This window comes from Streptomyces sp. NPDC050161, assembly GCF_044460025.1.
Lineage (GTDB): Bacteria > Actinomycetota > Actinomycetes > Streptomycetales > Streptomycetaceae > Streptomyces.
On record NZ_JBITJM010000006.1, the window covers coordinates 381,425 to 398,898 of the forward strand.

The window sequence follows — 17,474 nt, forward strand, 5'->3', positions numbered from 1 at the left end:
CCCGGCTCCGCGCGAACGCCGCGGACTCGGCGGTTCCTTCACTGTTCATCCCGGTTGGATGATCAACTGCATGAAGGTTCGAGGCCCGACCTTAGTGACCGAGTTGTGATCGCTTCAAATCCTCAGGGGAAAAAAACGGTCCGTCAGCCCGAGGTTTTACCAACATCACACAGGCAGTAGCGGGGATTTGACAGCCAGAGACGAAGCAACGGACATATCGCCGCCGCGTCAGGTCCTGGCAAGTCGCTTGAGGAGCAGGGCCGATGCGACCGGACGCGCGCCGGCTTTCGCGACCCCGTCGGCCACTTCCCGGTCCGTGGAGACCACGACGACCGGACGGCCCGGCGGTTCGGCCCTCACCAGCTGACGGATCAACTCGTCGGCCGTCACGCCCGGTTTGCTGAACAGCACCCGCACCCCGCGCGGCGGCGCCAGCAGCACCGGCGCCGCCAGCTCCGCACCGTCGAAGACGCACGTCATCTCCGCGCCGGTCTGGGCGGCGAGCACCGCGAGGCCGCCCAGCAGCCGCAGCCGCTGCTTCTCCAGCGGCATGGTCGGATAGCCGGTCTTGGTGACGTTGTAGCCGTCGACCACCAAGTGGGCCTGCGGCAGCGCCAGAAGCTGGTCGAGCAGTGCCGGATCGGTCTCCGACAGCGCGCGGGTGGCGATGTCCTTGGGCGTCATCCGGCCGGGGGCGACCGCGTCGACGGTGTCCGCCGGATGCACGTCGGCGGGCGGCAGCGCCAGCTCCCTGCGCAGCCCCTGGGCGGCGTCCAGGACGGTGTCGAGCAGCAGCCGCACCCGCATGTCCTCGGTGCTGCGCCCCTCGCGGGCGGCCCGCCTGCTGGTCTCCAGCGCCGTCTCGGCCTCGGCGATGCGCGCCTTGAGCCGCCGCACCTCGCTGTCCGCCGCGGTCTTCTCCGCAGCCGCCCGGGAGCGTTCGGCCTCCAGCGCCGACTCGGCCTTGCGCACCGTCGCGGCGCCGCGCTTGACGTCGCTCTGGGCGCTGCGCAGCTTGCGCTGGAGCGATTCGTTCTCCTTGCGGAGCCCGTCCAGGTCGGCCCGCACCCGTTCGGCGTCGGCGCGGGCATCCGTACGCGCCTGCGCCAGCTCGTCGCGCAGCCTGACCAGTTCCCTGTCGGCCTCTTCACCGGCCCGCTCGGCGCGCGCCCGCTGGGCCTCCTCGCCGGCCGCGGCGACGAGCTTGACCCAGCCGTCGGGGCGGAGCACGTACGCCGCGGCGGCGACGTCCAGCGGGTCGGCGGCGGCGGGCGGGGTGCCGTTCTCCAGGGCGCCGGCCAGCTCCGGCTGGGCCGCGCGGACCTTGCCCGCGATCCGCTGCCGGAACACCGCGTCACTCTCCAGCGCGGCAGCCATCGCGTTGCCGGCGAACTTGGCCCGGCGGGTGGGGGTGAAACGGGCGTACTGCCGCAGCGGCGGCGGGAGTTCGGCCACCGTCAGGGCGCCGAACGCGTCCGCGGCGAGCGCCACAACACGGCGCCTCACGCCCTCGGGCAGCGGACTGTCGAGGGCCTCTTCGGCCGCCCGGCCGGGCGCGTCATCGTGCTCCGCCCCCGGCTCCCCTGCTGGACGCTCCACCACGGCTGTCTCGCTCCGATCTCAGGTGCTCGCGCCCGGCCGGTCCACCAGCTCGATCTGGTCGACCGCGTTGCACCAGCGGCAGCGCACGGACTCGATGCTCTCACTGAGCACCTCGCGCTCCTCCACCTTCGGCTCCCCGGCGAGGTCGAGGTGGAGGTACTCCACGACCTTCGACCGGCGGGTCACATCGAAACGCGTGAGGTTGCCGCACAGGGTGCAGCGCCACCGGGTTCCGTCCGTCGGCACGGGAACAGCCATCGTGATCGTCCTCTTTCCTGTTCGAGCGTGGTGACCGAAGCTGCGGGCTCACGCGGTGCGCCGTCGGACTGCGGAAGAACGCAAAGTACTGCCCGTAACCCTACGGCCTGATGAAGGGCCGGTGCGGGCACCGTCCAGGAGGTGCCGTGCGGCGAGGCAGTCTGTCCCGATTGCCCGCATTACGTCATGATCGCTTCATGATGGCGCCGCCTCTGCCTCCCCCGCCACCCCACTCCCCCGGGCCCCCGAGGCCCCGGTCGGACCCGCCCGCGACCGCCGGCGCGCTCCGCTCCGCACGCTCCCTGACCGCGGTGTTCTCCCGCATGACGAACGTCCTGATCGGCCTGTGCTGCGCGCTCTTCGCCCTCGGCCCCGCCTCGGGCCTCAACCACCTCTACGGCACCGGCGACACCCTGCTCCAGGCACAGACCGCCTACTTCGCGCACTGGGGCGTGATCCCCCGCGACCTGTGGAGCGGCTCACCGCACGCCCTGCTCACCCCGCTCACCGCCCTGTTCGTGCACGGCAGCTGGCTGCACCTGCTCGGCAACGTCCTCTTCCTCTACGTCTTCGGCGGGATGGCCGAGTCCCGGATGGGGCGGCTGCCGTTCACCGTCTTCTACCTCGGCACCGGCTACCTGGCCCTGCTCGGCTACGCAGCCGCGCACGCCACGTCGGGACAGACCCTGGTCGGCGCGTCCGGCTCGATCTCCGGCGTGCTGGGCGCCTTCCTCTACCTCTTCCCCAAGGCCCGGGTGACCAGCATCTTCCCGTTCCTCTTCTTCCTGCCGCTGCGCTTCCCCGCCTGGATCGTGCTGCTGTTCTGGTTCGTGCTCCAGTGGCTGGCGGCCCAGCGCGACCCCAGCGGCCCCGGCGTCGCCTACCTCGCCCATGTGGTGGGCTTCGCCCTCGGCTTCCTCTACGCGTGGGGCCGCTACCGGGGCGCTAGTGTGGTGGCCACCAGGGGGAACGCACCGGCGACCGAGGGAGAGAGCCAGCAGTGATCACGTCGATCGTGCTCATCAAGACCAGCGTGGACCAGATCCCGGAGATCGCCGAGAAGATCGCCGCGCTGGAAGGCGTCAGCGAGGTCTACTCCGTCACGGGCGCCCACGACCTCATCGCCATGGTCCGCGTCGCCGCCCACGACGACCTCGCCGACGTCATTCCCGGCCGGATCAGCAAGGTGCCGGGTGTCGCCTCCACGGAGACCCACATCGCCTTCCGTACGTACTCCCAGCACGACCTGGAGGCGGCGTTCGCGATCGGGCTCGACGCGTAGGCGCTGCGCTGGGCTGTTTCCCACGTTGCCGGCTTTCCCGCCGTGGGGGATTTCCGCCGTTGCGCCTGCGGCGGGCTGTTGGCGCTGCGCGGGGCTGTTCGGGTGCGGGGCCGGACCTCCGGACTTCGTCCTGCGGTCCGGCCCCTCCCGTATGTGTGTGGGGGAATGGGGGGGTGCGCGTCGTCGGTTGGGCGCGCCTCTGTCTCCTCAGCGGGTTGCGTCGGGGACGCAACGGCCTTCTTCCGTGCGGTAGTTCCAGCGGGCGCCGTCCGTCACCAGTTCCTTCACGGCCCGTACGAAGCGGTCGATGTGCTCGTCGGGGGTGCCGGCGCCGAAGCTGACCCGGATGGCGTTCAGTGAGCGCTCGCCGGGGGCCGCCTCGGGGGCGCCGCACTCGCCGGGCTCGTCCGGTTCGCCGCCCAGCAGGGTGCGCACCAGCGGGTGCGCGCAGAACAGGCCGTCGCGCACACCGATGCCGTACTCGGCCGACAGTGCGGCAGCGAAGTGCGAGCTGTTCCAGCCGTCGACGACGAACGAGAGGACGCCGACCCGGGGGGCGTCGTCGCCGAACAGCGACAGCACCCTGACCTCGGGCACCTCGGCCAGCCCCGCCGTGACCCGGGCGATCAGCTCCTGCTCGCGGGCGACCAGGGTGTCGAATCCGGCCTCGGTCAGTGCCTGGCAGGCCGAGGCGATCGCGTAGGCACCGATGACGTTCGGCGAACCGGCCTCGTGCCGGGCCGCGCTGGTGTGCCACTCGACGTCCACGCCGCCGTCCGTACGCCGCGCGACCTTGCGGCTGGCGCCGCCGCCCGCCAGGTACGGCTCGGCATCCCGCAGCCAGTCGGCGCGGCCGGCCAGCACGCCCGAGCCGAACGGCGCGTAGAGCTTGTGTCCGGAGAAGGCGATCCAGTCCACGTCGAGTTCGGCGATGTCGACGGGGTGGTGCGGGGCCAACTGCGCGGCGTCCAGGACGATCCGGGCGCCGTGTGCGTGCGCGGCGGCGGCCAACTCCCGCACCGGCCACAGCTCACCGGTCACGTTCGAGGCACCGGTCACGCAGACCAGGGCGGGGCCGTGGGGTTCGCGCTCGGCGAGGGCCGTCTCCAGTGTGTCGACGGCCTGCTGCGGGGTGCGCGGCGCGTTGAGGTACGTCACCTCGGCGCCGGGGCACTGCTCCCAGGGCAGCAGCGACGCGTGGTGCTCGGTCTCGAAGACGAACACCCGGGTGTGCGGCGGCAGTACGGCGGCCAGCAGGTTCAGCGAGTCGGTGGTGGACCGGGTGAAGACCACCTGGTCGTCGGGGCGGCACCCCAGGAAGTCCCCGATCGTGGTGCGGGCGTTCTCGAACAGGTCGGTGGAGAGCTGCGAGAGGTACCCGGCGCCGCGGTGCACGCTGCCGTAGTACGGCGCGTAGCCCGCCACGTCGTCCCAGACCCGCTGGAGCGCCGGGGCGCTCGCCGCGTAGTCCAGCGCGGCGTAGTCGACCTCGCCGCCGGTGACCAGCGGCACCAGGACATCTCGCCCCAGAACGGCCAGCGGGGCACAAACGGAACTGTCGGCGGCAACGGCGGAAACAGGCATGGCGAACTCCCGTGAGAGAAAGGCGAATTCACTGCGTGCGGGCGTACGACAGCGCGGCGACGCAGTGTGAAAGGAAAAAGCAGAAAGCGGAAAAGGGGCCTTCGGGCCCTATCGCATTCGCTGGTTCACGGAAGATCTCCCTCGAAGACCAGGATCCCTGGCGAGGGATCCGCGCTTGCCGCAGACCTCGCTGACTGCGGCCTGGTCATCACCCGGGGCACCCCGCCACGGACGGAGGGTTGCCGGACAGCGGGCCGGGGCCATATCGCTGTCACTCGTGACCTGGGCAGAATCATGCCACACGCTCCGTACGGCGCAAGCCCGGTCCAGTTTTTGAGATCAAACCGGGCCGGGCTCACATCCGCACGCCGCAACTGCGGCGCCGCGCTCAGGCGTTGCTGGCCGCCACCCAGCGCTCCAGGGCCCGCTTGGCCGCACCGGAGTCGATCGAATCGGCGGCCCTGCCGATCGCCGCCCCGATCTGCTCGGTCAGCGGCGCGTCGGTCAGCTCCAGCGCCACCAGCGCGGCGGCGGCGTTCAGCAGCACCGCCTCCCGCACCGGACCGCGCTCCCCGTCCAGCAGCCGCCGCGCCACGTCGGCGTTGTACGACGCGTCGGCGCCGCGCAGCGCCGCCACGGGCACCAGCGGGATACCGACGTCCCGCGGGTCGAAGGCCACCTCCCGCACCGCGCCGTTGCGGACGATCCACACCCGGGACGTCGCCGTCGTCGTCAGCTCGTCGAGCCCGTCGTCGCCGCGGAACACCAGGGCGGACGAGCCGCGCTCGGCCAGTACACCGGCCAGGATCGGCGCCATCCGGGCGTCCGCGACACCGGTCGCCTGCGCCCGCACCTTGGCGGGGTTGGTCAGCGGGCCCAGCACGTTGAACGTGGTCCTGATGCCCAACTCCCGCCGGGCGGGCGCCACGTGCCGCAGCGACGGGTGGAACTTCACCGCGAAGCAGAACGTGATGCCCGCTTCGTTCGCCACCTCGGCGACCCGCCGCGGCGACAGGTCGAGCGCGACACCCAGCTTCTCCAGCACGTCGGACGCGCCGCTCGCCGACGACGCCGCGCGGTTGCCGTGCTTGACGACCTTCACGCCGGTGCCGGCCACCACGATCGACGACATCGTGGAGATGTTGACGGTCTTGGCGCCGTCACCGCCGGTGCCGACGATGTCCACGCTCGGCCCCGGCACCTCGATCAGCCGCGCGTGGTCGTACATCGCGCGCACCAGCCCGGAGATCTCCGCGACGGTCTCCCCCTTGGCCCGCAGCGCCACCGCGAAACCGGCGATCTGCGCGTCGCTGGCCTCGCCGCGCATGATCCGGTCCATCGCCCAGGCGGTGTCGTCGGCGGCGAGGTCACGGCCGTCCAGCAGGGCGTTCAGTACGTCCGGCCAGGTGCGGGCCGCCACGCTGTCGCCGCCGACCGGGGTCACAACGTTCATGGTCCACACTCCTGGTTCGTGTCCTGCTTGTGGTCAAACCCTACCGAGCCGCCGGAATGCCGGAGGGCCCCGTCCGATCGCCGGACGGGGCCCTCTGGGTGGCGTCACTTACCGCCGTGTGTCACACGGCGTGGTGGTGATCAGTGGTGGCCGTGGCCACTGGTGATCTCCTTGTACTCCTCTGCCGTCGGCTTCGGGATGACGTTGTCCTCGCTGTAGTAGGACTTCGAGAGCTTGGCGCGCAGCTTCTTCGACCGCGACACCTTGCGCTCGACGCCGTTCTCGTCGACCTCCGGGCCCAGCTCCAGCGGCGTCGGCTGCTCGTGCTGGGTGAGCACGTGCAGCTGCTCCTGGTCCAGCGGCTCGTGGATCTCGACGAACTCACCGTGCGGCAGGCGCTTGATGATGCCCGACTCGCGGCCGTGCAGCACCTTGTCCCGGTCACGCCGCTGCAGACCCATGCAGATCCGCTTGGTGGCGATGAAGCCGAGCACCGGACCGACGAAGAACGCGATCCGGACGAACCAGGTGATCGAGTTGATCGACAGGTGGAAGTGGGTGGCCCACAGGTCGTTGCCACCGCCGATGAGCATCACGAAGTACGCGATCAGCCAGGCGACACCGAAGCCGGTACGGGTCGGGACGTTGCGCGGGCGGTCCAGGATGTGGTGCTCACGCTTGTCACCCCGCACCCAGGACTCGACGAACGGGTAGACCGCGATGGCGACCAGGACCAGCGGGAAGATCAGAATCGGGATCAGCACACCGAAGTTGATGGTGTGGCCCCAGAAGTTCCACTCCCAGCCCGGCATGACACGCACCAGACCCTCGGCGAAGCCCATGTACCAGTCGGGCTGGGCGCCGGTGGACACCTGGTCCGGACGGTACGGACCGATCGCCCACACCGGGTTGATGCTCGCGATCGCGGCGATCACCGAGATGACACCGAAGACCAGGAAGAAGAAGCCTCCGGCCTTGGCCATGTAGACCGGCAGCAGCGGCATGCCGACGACGTTCTTGTTGGTCTTGCCGGCACCCGGGAACTGCGTGTGCTTGTGGTAGAAGACCAGGATCAGGTGCGCCACCAGCAGACCGAGCATGATGCCCGGCAGCAGCAGCACGTGCACCGTGAAGAACCTCGGGATGATGTCGTGCCCCGGGAACTCCCCGCCGAAGATGAACATCTGCAGGTACGAGCCGATCAGCGGCATCGCCAGGATGACACCCTCGATGAACCGCACACCGGTACCGGAGAGCAGGTCGTCGGGGAGCGAGTAGCCGGTGAAGCCGGTGAACATGCCCAGCACCAGCAGCAGGAAGCCGAACAGCCAGTTGACCTCGCGCGGCTTGCGGAAGGCGCCGGTGAAGAACACCCGCATCATGTGGACCATCATGCCGGCCAGGAAGATCAGGGCCGCCCAGTGGTGGATCTGCCGGATCAGCAGACCACCGCGGACATCGAAGCTGATGTCCAGGGTCGACTCGAACGCCTGGGTCATCCGGATCCCGTGCATCGGCACGTAGGAACCGTGGTACGTGACCTCGGCCATGCTCGGGTGGAAGAACAGCGTCAGGTAGACGCCGGTCAGGATGATGATGATGAAGCTGTAGAGGCAGATCTCACCCAGCATGAAGGACCAGTGGTCCGGGAAGATCTTGCGCATGTTGGACTTGGCGAGGCTGTAGATACCCAGCCGGCCGTCGGCCCAGTCGGCGATCCGCTCGCCCCGCGGCGCCTGGCCGCGACGCGCGGTGGTCGCGCTCGTCTCGTTACTCATCCGCGCTCCCAGAAGCTCGGGCCGACGGGCTCCGCGAAGTCGCGTGCGGCCTCGAGGAAGCCGTCCTTCACCGTGATGTGCAGCTGCGGCAGGGCGTGACCGGCAGGACCGAAGATCACGCGACCACCGTCAGAGAGGTCGAAGGTGGACTGGTGGCACGGGCACAGCACGTGGTGCGTCTGCTGCTCGTACAGGCTGATCGGGCAACCCACGTGGGTGCAGATCTTCGAGTACGCCACGATGCCTTCGTGCGACCAGGCGAGTTCCTGCTTGTCCTTGATGTTCTGCGGCTGGATCCGCACGAGCATCAGGGCGTCCTTGGCAATGTTCTCGTTGAAGTCCTCGCTGTCCTCCTCCAGGCCCTCGGGCTTGGCGAAGGTGAGCGAACCGACCGCGATGTCCTCAGGACGCAGCGGGAGGTTGGTCGACTGGTTGACGAGGCGGATGCCCTTCTTCCAGCCGGTGGTCCGCAGCTTCTTCTCGGGCAGCGGACCGAGGTCGCGCAGCAGCACGACGCCGGAGAGCGGCACCAGGGCCAGCGCACCGAACATGGTGTTGCGGATCAGCTTGCGGCGGCCGAATCCCGACTCCTTCGCACCCTGTGCGAAGTCCGCCAGGACCTTGGCCTTGACCTCGGGCTCGGCCTCGATCGGGTGCCGGTCGTCGGCGATCTCCTCGTCCGACATCAGCGTGCGGGCCCAGTGGACCGCGCCGGCGCCGATGCAGAACAGCGCCACACCCAGGGTCAGACCGAGAGAGAAGTTCAGGGCGCTGATGTGACCGATCGGCCAGATGTAGACGATCTTGTCGATCGGGAAGATCACGTACGACGCGATGAACGCGACCGTCGCGAGCATGGACAGCAGGAAGAGATAGGCGACCACGCGCTCGGAGCGCCGGGCGGCCTTCTCGTCGATGTCCTGGACGCGGTGCTCGTGGGCCGGCAGCCCCGGGTCGGCGAAGGGGTTCTCCCCCTTGGCCACCGCGTCGCCGTGAGCGTCGTGGCGCTCACTCGGAAGGGTTTCTTCTGGCACGTCTGCGTGTCGTCCAGTCTCACTCATGACTTCTTGGCCTTCGTAGTCCGGGCTGCGACCCAGATGGCGACCGCTACCAGCGCGCCCAGGCCGAAGATGTAACCGAAGAGGCCCTCGCTGACCGGCCCCAGACCGCCGAGGTCCAGGCCGCCGGGGCTCTCGGAGCTGTCGCTGTTGACGGCGCCGAGGTACGCGACGATGTTCTTCTTGTTCTCCTGCGACAGCGAGCCGTCGCCGAAGGAAGGCATGTTCTGCGGGCCGGTTTCCATGGCCTCGTAGATGTGCTTCGGGTCCACACCCTCGAGCGTCGGGGCGAACTTACCGTTGGTCAGGGCGCCGCCCTTACCGGTGAAGTTGTGGCACTGCGCGCAGTTCGTGCGGAACAGCTCACCGCCCTTGCCGACGTCGGCACCGTCCGGGCTGTACTGGTCCTTGCTCGGCACGGTGGGACCGGCGCCCAGCGACGCGACATAAGCCGCGAGCTGGTCGATCTCGGCGTTGTTGTAGATGTTCTTCTTCCGCGGCACCTGAGCGCCGGGCTGCTGGGCCGGCATACGGCCGGTGCCCACCTGGAAGTCGACGGCGGCGGCGCCCACGCCGACCAGGCTCGGGCCGTCGGAGGTGCCCTGACCGCCGGTGCCGTGGCAGCTTGCACAGCCCACGGCGAAGAGCTTCTTGCCCTCCTTGATGGCAAGAGACTGGGCGGTGTCATCGGCCTGAGCCTTGTCCGCCGGCGCGAACGCGGCGTACAGCCCCCCAGTGACCGCCAGCGCGAAGAGTAGGACGACGAGCGCCGCCAGCGGATGGCGCCGTCGTGCGGAGAGCTTTTTCACGGATTACCCCGGTGTCAGGATCTTCTGCGTCGATGCTTGGCTATGTCTGTCTGAACTGCGGTTCCGGTCGGGACCGGTTACCGGATCAGGTAGATCGTGGCGAAGAGGCCGATCCAGACGACATCGACGAAGTGCCAGTAGTAGGACACGACGATGGCCGCGGTGGCCTGTTCGTGGGTGAACCTCTTGGCCGCGTACGTCCTGCCCAGGACCAGCAGGAAGGCGATCAGACCGCCCGTCACGTGCAGTCCGTGGAAGCCGGTGGTCAGGTAGAACACCGAGCCGTACGGGCCGGAGGAGAGCGAGAGGCCCTCTTCCTTGACCAGTTCGGTGTACTCGAAGACCTGACCGCCGATGAAGATCGCACCCATGATGAAGGTGATCACGAACCACGTACGGAGCTTCTTGACATCGCCGCGCTCGGCCGCGAATACGCCGAGCTGGCAGGTCAGCGAGCTGAGCACCAGGATCGTCGTGTTCGTCGCTGAGAACGGAAGGTTCAGCGCATCGGAGGTTTCCTTCCAATACTCGGCACCGGTCACCGATCGAAGGGTGAAGTACATCGCGAAGAGGGCCGCGAAGAACATCAGCTCGGAACTCAGCCAGATGATGGTTCCGACGCTGGTGAGATTCGGTCGATTGACCGACGGGTGCGCGTGCCCGGTTTCTACTGTCGTTGCTGTCGCCACGACCGACATTATGTCGGTCGCTTATCCCGCCCTCACTCCGGGGGGTGCCGTTCGGTGTGTCAAGGGCGTATGCCCTGCTCGTACGGACCGTCCCCGCGGTCGCCCGAAGGAGGGAAGCACGGGCCCTTCCGGCATCCCCGGGACGCGCTGCGACCAGTCCTGACGGGGCATCGGGCAGATCTTGGTCCGGTTCGGACCCTCCTGCGGACGCCCCTTCCGGGAGTAGCATCCGAGCCCTACCTACGGTGGGGACGCCCCATGCACAGGTGCCGCCCCGATCCGTGCCGCTTCGAAGCGTGGAGGAACGATGCAGGCGACTGCCACGGTGCTGGTCTACAGCGACAACGCCACCACCCGCGAGCAGGTCAGGCTGGCCGCAGGCCGGCGGCCCGCAGCCGATGTTCCGCAGGTCGAGATCCTGGAGTGCGCCACCCAGCCGGCCGTTCTCGCGGCCCTGGACGCGGGCGGCATCGACGTGTGCGTGCTGGACGGCGAGACCGCGCCCGCCGGCGGCATGGGCGTCTGCCGGCAGATCAAGGACGAGATCTTCCGCTGCCCCCCGGTGCTGCTGCTCATCGGGCGCCCGCAGGACGCCTGGCTGGCCACCTGGAGCCGCGCGGATGCCGCCGTGACCCATCCGGTGGACCCGGTGGCGTTCGCCGACTCCCTGGCCGCGCTGCTGCGCGAAAGGCTCCTCACGCGGGCCTGAGCGGCCTTCTGAGGCGCCCTCAGACCTGCGGGCGCAGCCGGGCCGCATCGGCGGATTCCGGCTGTTGCTCGGCGGCTCCTGTGGTGCCGGTGGCCTGGTTCTTCAGCGCGCTGCCGTCCCGCCATTCCTGCCAGGGCATGTTCCAGTCGCCGAAGCCGTTGCCGAAGGGCGCCATGTCCGCGCCGCCGCTGTTGACGACCTTGACGATGTCGCCGACGCGTACGGCGTTGAAGAACCATTCGGCGTCGCCCGTGGACATGCCCGTGCAGCCGTGGCTGACGTTGGCCGCGCCCTGTGATCCGACGGACCAGGGCGCGGCGTGCACGTACTCGCCGCTGTTGGTGACCCGGGTCGCCCAGTAGACCGGCAGGTCGTACGACTCCGAACTCCCGTCCGGGATACCGATGCTGCCGCTCGTCATCCGGACGAAGCTCTCCTTGCCGAGCACCACCTTGATGCCGTTGCGGGTGTCGAACCCGGGCTTTCCGGTGGTGACCGGAATCGTGTTGATCTCCTTGTCGTTGCGCGCGACCGTCAGTTGGTGCGTCGCCACGTCGGTGACCGCCACGATCTTGTCCCCGGTGGTGAGCTTCACCGGTTTGGCGGGCCCTCCGTAGAGGCCCTTGGAGATCTTCAGGCCCTCCAGGTTGCTGTGCACGGCGATGCTCGCGTGCGCGGGCCAGTACTCCTGGGGGCGGAAGTGGAGGGTCTTGCCGTCCACCCAGTGCCAGGAGCCCTGCACGCGGGGCGTGGAGTCGACCTTCAGGGCGCTCTCGACGACCGCGCGCGCCTTGGGGTCCTTGACCTCTTTGCTCAACTCGGCGGTGACCGGCTGGCCGACGCCGTACTCGCCGCTCTTCGGGCCGAAGGTGACCTGGAGCCGGTTGCCGCCGCCCTTGGTCTCGACGTCGAGGGTCTTCAGACCGGGGTTGCCGTCCTCGTCCTCGGTGCTGACCCGCACCGAGTAGCGGGTGCCGGCCGCCAGCGGCACCGTGGTGCGCCAGTGCTTGCCGTCCGCGGTGAGTTCGCCGCGGATGGAGCGGCCGGAGGCGTCGGTGGCGGTCACGTCCGTGATGCGCGCCTCGTCGCCCTTGACGGACACCTCAAGCGGCTTGTTGGGATCCGCTTTCTGCTTGCCGTCCGGGGTGTTGGACGAGATCTGGTCGGCCGCGTCGTAGGGCTTGGTGGAGAGCGGTTCCGACGACGAGCCCCCGCACGCGGTGGTGCTCACCGCGAGGGGCACGAGCAGGAGGCCGCAGCTCAGCACCGTCCGGGTTCGAGGTCTGTGACTCATGCACCAAAAATATGAAGAATCCCCTGGTGCAGCGCGCTGGAGTACTGCAAACGAGGCGGGCCCGGACACCAGTTGAGGTGTCCGGGCCCGCCCCATACGGCGCGTGAACCGCGGTTACTGCGTGCGGTTCTCACCGCGGTAGTACTCGAAGACCCAGCCGAAGAGGCCGATGAAGATCACCGGGGCCGAGAAGTAGAGCAGCCACCAGCCGAAGACGACTCCCATGAAGGCGAGCGCACCGCCGACGGCCAGCGAGAGCGGCTGCCAGCTGTGCGGGCTGAAGAAGCCCAGTTCGCCCGCGTCGTCGGAGACCTCGGCGTTCTCGTTGTCCTGCGCTCCGGCGTCCACCCGTCGGGCCGTGAAGGCCAGGTAGTAGCCGATCATGATGCACAGGCCGAACGCGAGGAACAGCGCGGTGGTGCCCGCCGGCTCCTTCGACCAGACGCCGTAGACGATCGCCATGGCGAGGACGAAGACGGAGAGCCAGATGAACATCTTGCCCTGGATCTTCACTTGCCAGCCTCCTTGCCGCCGGCGAGAGCCTTGTCATCCGCCGAGCCGTGGCCGTTCTGGAGAGCGTCGAGCGCGGCGATCTCCGGGTGGTGCAGGTCGAACGCCGGGGATTCGGACCGGATGCGCGGCAGCGTGAGGAAGTTGTGCCGCGGGGGCGGGCAGGACGTCGCCCACTCCAGCGAACGGCCGTAGCCCCAGGGGTCGTCGACCTCGATCTTCTTGCCGTACTTCGCCGTCTTCCAGACGTTGTACAGGAACGGCAGCATCGACAGGCCCAGCAGGAACGAGCTGATCGTCGAGATGGTGTTCAGCGTCGTGAAGCCGTCGGCCGCGAGGTAGTCCGCGTAACGCCGCGGCATGCCCTCGACACCCAGCCAGTGCTGGACGAGGAAGGTGCCGTGGAAGCCCACGAACAGCGTCCAGAACGTGATCTTGCCGAGCCGCTCGTCCAGCATCTTGCCGGTGAACTTCGGCCACCAGAAGTGGAATCCGGAGAACATCGCGAAGACGACGGTGCCGAAGATGACGTAGTGGAAGTGCGCCACGACGAAGTACGAGTCCGAGACGTGGAAGTCCATCGGGGGCGACGCGAGGATGACGCCGGTCAGACCGCCGAAGGTGAAGGTGATCAGGAAGCCGATCGCCCACAGCATCGGTGTCTCGAAGGACAGCGAGCCCTTCCACATCGTGCCGATCCAGTTGAAGAACTTCACACCGGTCGGTACCGCGATGAGGAATGTCATGAAGGAGAAGAACGGTAGGAGTACACCGCCCGTCACATACATGTGGTGCGCCCAGACCGTGACCGAAAGGCCGGCGATCGAAATCGTCGCCGCGATCAGACCGATGTAACCGAACATCGGCTTCCGGGAGAAGACCGGAATGACCTCGGAAATGATGCCGAAGAACGGCAGCGCGATGATGTACACCTCTGGATGGCCGAAGAACCAGAAGAGGTGCTGCCAGAGCAATGCGCCGCCGTTTGACGCATCGAATACATGCGCCCCGAATTTACGGTCCGCCTCCAGGGCGAACAGCGCAGCCGCGAGCACCGGGAAGGCCAGCAGGACCAGCACGGCGGTCAGCAGCACGTTCCAGCAGAAGATCGGCATGCGGAACATCGTCATGCCGGGTGCGCGCATGCAGATGATCGTGGTGATGAAGTTGACCGAACCGAGGATCGTGCCGAAGCCGGAGAAGGCCAGGCCCATGATCCACATGTCGGCACCGACACCGGGCGAACGCACCGCGTCCGAGAGCGGCGAGTAGGCGAACCAGCCGAAGTCCGCCGCACCCTGCGGGGTGAGGAAGCCGGCCACCGCGATCAGCGAGCCGAAGAGGTAGAGCCAGTACGCGAACATGTTCAGCCGCGGGAACGCCACGTCGGGCGCGCCGATCTGCAGCGGCATGATCCAGTTCGTGAATCCGGCGAACAGCGGCGTCGCGAACATCAGCAGCATGATCGTGCCGTGCATCGTGAACGCCTGGTTGAACTGCTCGTTCGACATGATCTGCGTGCCGGGACGGGCCAGCTCGGCGCGCATGAGGAGCGCCATCAGGCCGCCGATGCAGAAGAACGCGAACGACGTGACCAGGTAGAGCGTCCCGATCGTCTTGTGGTCGGTGGTGGTGAGCCACTTGACCGCGGCGATGCCGGGTTGCTTCTGGCGTACGGGCGGTGCTGCCGGGGCCGTATCGGCGGCGGCACCCTGGGGTTCGTTGAGGATGCTCACTGGTTCTTGGTCTCCGCGTTCCTGGCGTGATCCGTCTGCTTGATGCCCGACGGCAGGTAACCGGTCTGGCCCTTCTTCGCCAGGTCCTTCAAGTGCTCCCGGTACTTCTCGGGGGAGACGACCTTGACGTTGAAGAGCATCCGGGAGTGGTCGACGCCGCAGAGTTCGGCGCACTTGCCCATGAAGGTGCCCTCCTTGTTCGGAGTCACCTCGAAGACATTGGTGTGGCCCGGAATAACGTCCTGCTTCATCAGGAACGGCACCACCCAGAAGGAGTGGATGACGTCACGCGAGGTCAGGATGAACTGGACCGTCTCACCCTTGGGCAGCCACAGGGTCGGGCCGGGGTTGCCGGTCTGCGGGTTCCGCTCGCCCGGAGTACCGGTGTCGTAGACACCTTCGGCACCGGCCGGGACGCTCTTCTTCCACTTGTCCGGGATGCCGGAGACTGCCTTGGAGTCGAGGTTCGAGGTCGACTTGTCGCCGTCCACGTCCTCCATGTAGTTGAACGCCCAGCTCCACTGGAAGCCCACGACGTTGACGACGTGGTCCGGCTTCTTGGAGGTCTTGAGGATTGCGCTCTCATCACGTGCGGTGAAGTAGAACAGCACCGCGATGATGATGAACGGAACGATCGTGTACAACGCCTCGATCGGCATGTTGTACCGCGTCTGTGCGGGGACCTCCACCTTGGTCCTGCTGCGGCGGTGGAAGATCACGCTCCAAATGATGAGGCCCCACACCAGCACGCCCGTTGCGAGGGCGGCGGCCCAGGAGCCCTGCCAAAGAGAGAGGATCCGCGGTGCCTCGTCCGTGACGGGCGTTGGCATGCCGAGGCGGGGGAAGTCCTTTGATGTGCAACCAGTTGCGGTCGCCAGAACCAGGCCCGCAGCAAGCACCTGCGGCAGCTTCCGCCGCATCGGGCGCCGCGACGAGCGGTCGGAGCCGTTGGGACTCACGTAGCGCCTTCCCGAGAGTCTCGCCCGCGAGACCGGCTGCGGCCGTCTCGCTGGTCGGTCGCCGGCCCTGGCACGGGCAGGGGTTTGGATGTTTATGCGGACCAAACCCTACTGGACGCTATTTGGGGCCGCGCGGGGAGGGTGCCCAACGCGGCGCGTCACTCCCCGAAGGGGTGGTCGCGGGCCCTTCGAAGGGCCCGCCGGGCCGCCGAATGCCCGTTCACACCCGGCATCTGACGCCGTGCCCGACAGCCGCCGGAGGCCCGGGGTTCCGGCGCGCGGCGCGGCACGACGGCCCGTCCTCTACCGTCTCGTACGTGCCCTACTTCGACGCCGCGTCCTCCGCCCCGCTGCACCCCGTCGCCCGTGAGGCGCTGCTCGCCTCGCTGGACGAGGGCTGGGCCGACCCCGTCCGGCTCTACCGCGAGGGGCGCCGGGCGCGGCTGCTCCTGGACGCGGCGCGGGAGGCCGCGGCGGAGGCGGTGGGCTGCCGGCCCGACGAACTGGTTTTCACCCCTTCGGGGACGCAAGCGGTGCATTCGGGCATCTCCGGCGCGCTGGCGGGCCGCCGGCGGGCCGGCCGGCGGCTGCTGCACTCCGCCGTCGAGCACTCCTCCGTGCTGCACGCGGCCGAGGCCCACGAGGCGGCGGGCGGCAGCCGCTCCGAGATCGCCGTGGACCGTACCGGGCGGGTGGCCGCCGCGGATGTCGCCGCCGCGCTGGGCCCTGACGCGGCGCTGGTCTGCCTCCAGTCGGCCAACCACGAGGTGGGTACGGAGCAGCCGGTCGACGAGGTGGCGGAGCGGTGCCGGGAGTCCGGGGTGCCGCTGCTGGTGGACGCGGCGCAGTCGCTGCCCTGGGGTCCGGTGGCCGGCGCGTGGTCGGTGCTGACGGCGAGCGCCCACAAGTGGGGCGGCCCGCCCGGGGTCGGCCTGCTGGTGGTCCGCAAGGGCACCCGTTTCTCGCCTCAGGGCCCCCTGGACGAGCGGGAGTCGGGCCGGGCGCCCGGCTTCGGGAACATCCCCGCACAGGTCGCCGCCGCGGCCTCCCTGCGGGCGTTGCGGGCCGCGGGGGAAGCCGGTGAGGCGGCGCGGCTGCGCGGTCTGGTGGACCGGATCCGCGGGCGGGTGCCCGCGCTGGTCCCGGACACCGAGGTGGTCGGCGATCCGGCCCGCCGGCTGCCGCACCTCGTCACGTTCTCCTGCCTCTACGCCGACGGGGAGGCCCTGCTGCACGAGCTGGACCGGGCGGGCTTCTCGGTGTCGTCCGGGTCGTCCTGCACGTCCAGCACGCTGACGCCGAGCCATGTGCTGCGGGCGATGGGGGTGCTGTCGGAGGGCAATGTGCGCGTCTCGCTGCCGCGCGGCACGCGGGACGCGGACGTGGACCGGTTCCTGGAGGTGCTGCCGCGGGCGGTGCGGGCGGTGCGCGAGCGGCTGGGGGTGCCGGCGGGCGCGGGGGCCGCGCGGGCGGCGGAGGCGGCCGGGGCGGGTGAGGCGGCCGATGCGGGCGGCCGGACCGTCGACGCGCTGGGCAAGCGCTGCCCGCTGCCGGTCATCGAGCTGGCGAAGGTGATCGGCGAGGTGCCGGTCGGCGCGACGGTCACCGTGCTGTCCGACGACGAGGCGGCGCGGCTCGACATTCCCGCGTGGTGCGCGATGCGCGAGCAGGAGTTCGTGGGCGAGCGGGAAGCGGAACGCGGCGCCGCGTATGTGGTGCGGCGCCGCGTCTGACCTCGCGCTCCCGGGGCGGG

16 protein-coding genes and 1 riboswitch are annotated in these 17,474 nt (G+C 69.0%); of the genes, 4 read left to right on the forward strand and 12 right to left on the reverse strand.

The annotated features are described in order from the left end of the window. Positions 1 to 228: 228 nt before the first annotated feature. Positions 229 to 1,602: an NYN domain-containing protein gene (locus ACIBK8_RS14085; protein ID WP_399042026.1), complete on the reverse strand. Its 1,374-nt coding sequence runs from the start codon at positions 1,600 to 1,602 to the stop codon at positions 229 to 231. Positions 1,603 to 1,620: 18 nt separating this feature from the next. Continuing rightward, a complete protein-coding gene (locus ACIBK8_RS14090; RefSeq protein WP_393679600.1) occupies positions 1,621 to 1,860 on the reverse strand; it encodes a hypothetical protein in 240 nt (79 codons plus the stop codon). A 323-nt stretch (positions 1,861 to 2,183) separates the two neighbouring features. Between ACIBK8_RS14090 and ACIBK8_RS14095 the strand changes: the two genes are divergently transcribed. Together ACIBK8_RS14095 and ACIBK8_RS14100 are read left to right on the forward strand one after the other, a co-directional pair. Then, positions 2,184 to 2,864 (forward strand): rhomboid family intramembrane serine protease, encoded by a 681-nt coding sequence (locus ACIBK8_RS14095; RefSeq protein ID WP_399042027.1) that lies wholly within the window; start codon positions 2,184 to 2,186, stop codon positions 2,862 to 2,864. Further along, positions 2,861 to 3,142, forward strand: a complete 282-nt coding sequence (locus ACIBK8_RS14100; RefSeq protein ID WP_136741556.1) for an Lrp/AsnC family transcriptional regulator — start codon at positions 2,861 to 2,863, stop codon at positions 3,140 to 3,142. The genes ACIBK8_RS14095 and ACIBK8_RS14100 overlap by 4 nt, the downstream gene beginning before the upstream one ends. Before the next feature lie 207 nt (positions 3,143 to 3,349). Here the strand turns inward: ACIBK8_RS14100 and ACIBK8_RS14105 are convergent, their stop codons facing one another. The 6 genes from ACIBK8_RS14105 to ACIBK8_RS14130 form a co-directional block, all read right to left on the reverse strand. Beyond that, positions 3,350 to 4,726, reverse strand: a complete 1,377-nt coding sequence (locus ACIBK8_RS14105) for an aminotransferase class V-fold PLP-dependent enzyme (protein ID WP_399042028.1) — start codon at positions 4,724 to 4,726, stop codon at positions 3,350 to 3,352. A gap of 166 nt (positions 4,727 to 4,892) precedes the next feature. After that, positions 4,893 to 5,009: riboswitch (SAM riboswitch) on the reverse strand. A gap of 105 nt (positions 5,010 to 5,114) precedes the next feature. Further along, positions 5,115 to 6,179, reverse strand: a complete 1,065-nt coding sequence (trpD, locus tag ACIBK8_RS14110; protein ID WP_399042029.1) for an anthranilate phosphoribosyltransferase — start codon at positions 6,177 to 6,179, stop codon at positions 5,115 to 5,117. 140 nt (positions 6,180 to 6,319) lie between these two features. Then, entirely contained in the window at positions 6,320 to 7,957 is a 1,638-nt protein-coding gene (locus ACIBK8_RS14115) for a cytochrome bc complex cytochrome b subunit (protein ID WP_399042030.1), read from the reverse strand. Next, positions 7,954 to 8,940, reverse strand: a complete 987-nt coding sequence (locus ACIBK8_RS14120; protein ID WP_393680317.1) for a Rieske 2Fe-2S domain-containing protein — start codon at positions 8,938 to 8,940, stop codon at positions 7,954 to 7,956. The genes ACIBK8_RS14115 and ACIBK8_RS14120 overlap by 4 nt, the downstream gene beginning before the upstream one ends. A gap of 74 nt (positions 8,941 to 9,014) precedes the next feature. After that, positions 9,015 to 9,824, reverse strand: a complete 810-nt coding sequence (locus ACIBK8_RS14125) for a c-type cytochrome (protein ID WP_393679608.1) — start codon at positions 9,822 to 9,824, stop codon at positions 9,015 to 9,017. 77 nt (positions 9,825 to 9,901) lie between these two features. Then, positions 9,902 to 10,522, reverse strand: coding sequence for a heme-copper oxidase subunit III (locus ACIBK8_RS14130; RefSeq protein ID WP_030281841.1), 621 nt, complete (start codon positions 10,520 to 10,522; stop codon positions 9,902 to 9,904). Positions 10,523 to 10,820: 298 nt separating this feature from the next. Between ACIBK8_RS14130 and ACIBK8_RS14135 the strand changes: the two genes are divergently transcribed. Next, positions 10,821 to 11,222, forward strand: a complete 402-nt coding sequence (locus ACIBK8_RS14135) for a hypothetical protein (RefSeq protein WP_399042031.1) — start codon at positions 10,821 to 10,823, stop codon at positions 11,220 to 11,222. A 19-nt stretch (positions 11,223 to 11,241) separates the two neighbouring features. On the opposite strand, the gene ACIBK8_RS14140 is transcribed toward ACIBK8_RS14135, so the two are convergent. From ACIBK8_RS14140 to coxB, 4 genes are all read right to left on the reverse strand, one after another. Then, on the reverse strand, positions 11,242 to 12,516 hold the full coding sequence (locus ACIBK8_RS14140; protein ID WP_399042032.1) for an Ig-like domain-containing protein: 1,275 nt from the start codon (positions 12,514 to 12,516) through the stop codon (positions 11,242 to 11,244). 114 nt (positions 12,517 to 12,630) lie between these two features. Next, positions 12,631 to 13,029 carry a cytochrome c oxidase subunit 4 gene (locus tag ACIBK8_RS14145; RefSeq protein WP_393679613.1) on the reverse strand — a complete coding sequence of 133 codons (399 nt, stop codon included), beginning with the start codon at positions 13,027 to 13,029 and terminating at the stop codon, positions 12,631 to 12,633. Continuing rightward, on the reverse strand, positions 13,026 to 14,762 hold the full coding sequence (gene ctaD / locus ACIBK8_RS14150) for a cytochrome c oxidase subunit I (RefSeq protein ID WP_399042033.1): 1,737 nt from the start codon (positions 14,760 to 14,762) through the stop codon (positions 13,026 to 13,028). The genes ACIBK8_RS14145 and ctaD overlap by 4 nt, the downstream gene beginning before the upstream one ends. After that, positions 14,759 to 15,721, reverse strand: a complete 963-nt coding sequence (coxB, locus tag ACIBK8_RS14155) for a cytochrome c oxidase subunit II (protein ID WP_399042034.1) — start codon at positions 15,719 to 15,721, stop codon at positions 14,759 to 14,761. The genes ctaD and coxB overlap by 4 nt, the downstream gene beginning before the upstream one ends. A 317-nt stretch (positions 15,722 to 16,038) precedes the next feature. Here coxB and ACIBK8_RS14160 point away from each other — a divergent pair, with 317 nt between their 5' ends. Continuing rightward, entirely contained in the window at positions 16,039 to 17,454 is a 1,416-nt protein-coding gene (locus ACIBK8_RS14160; RefSeq protein ID WP_399042035.1) for a cysteine desulfurase/sulfurtransferase TusA family protein, read from the forward strand. Positions 17,455 to 17,474: the final 20 nt, after the last annotated feature.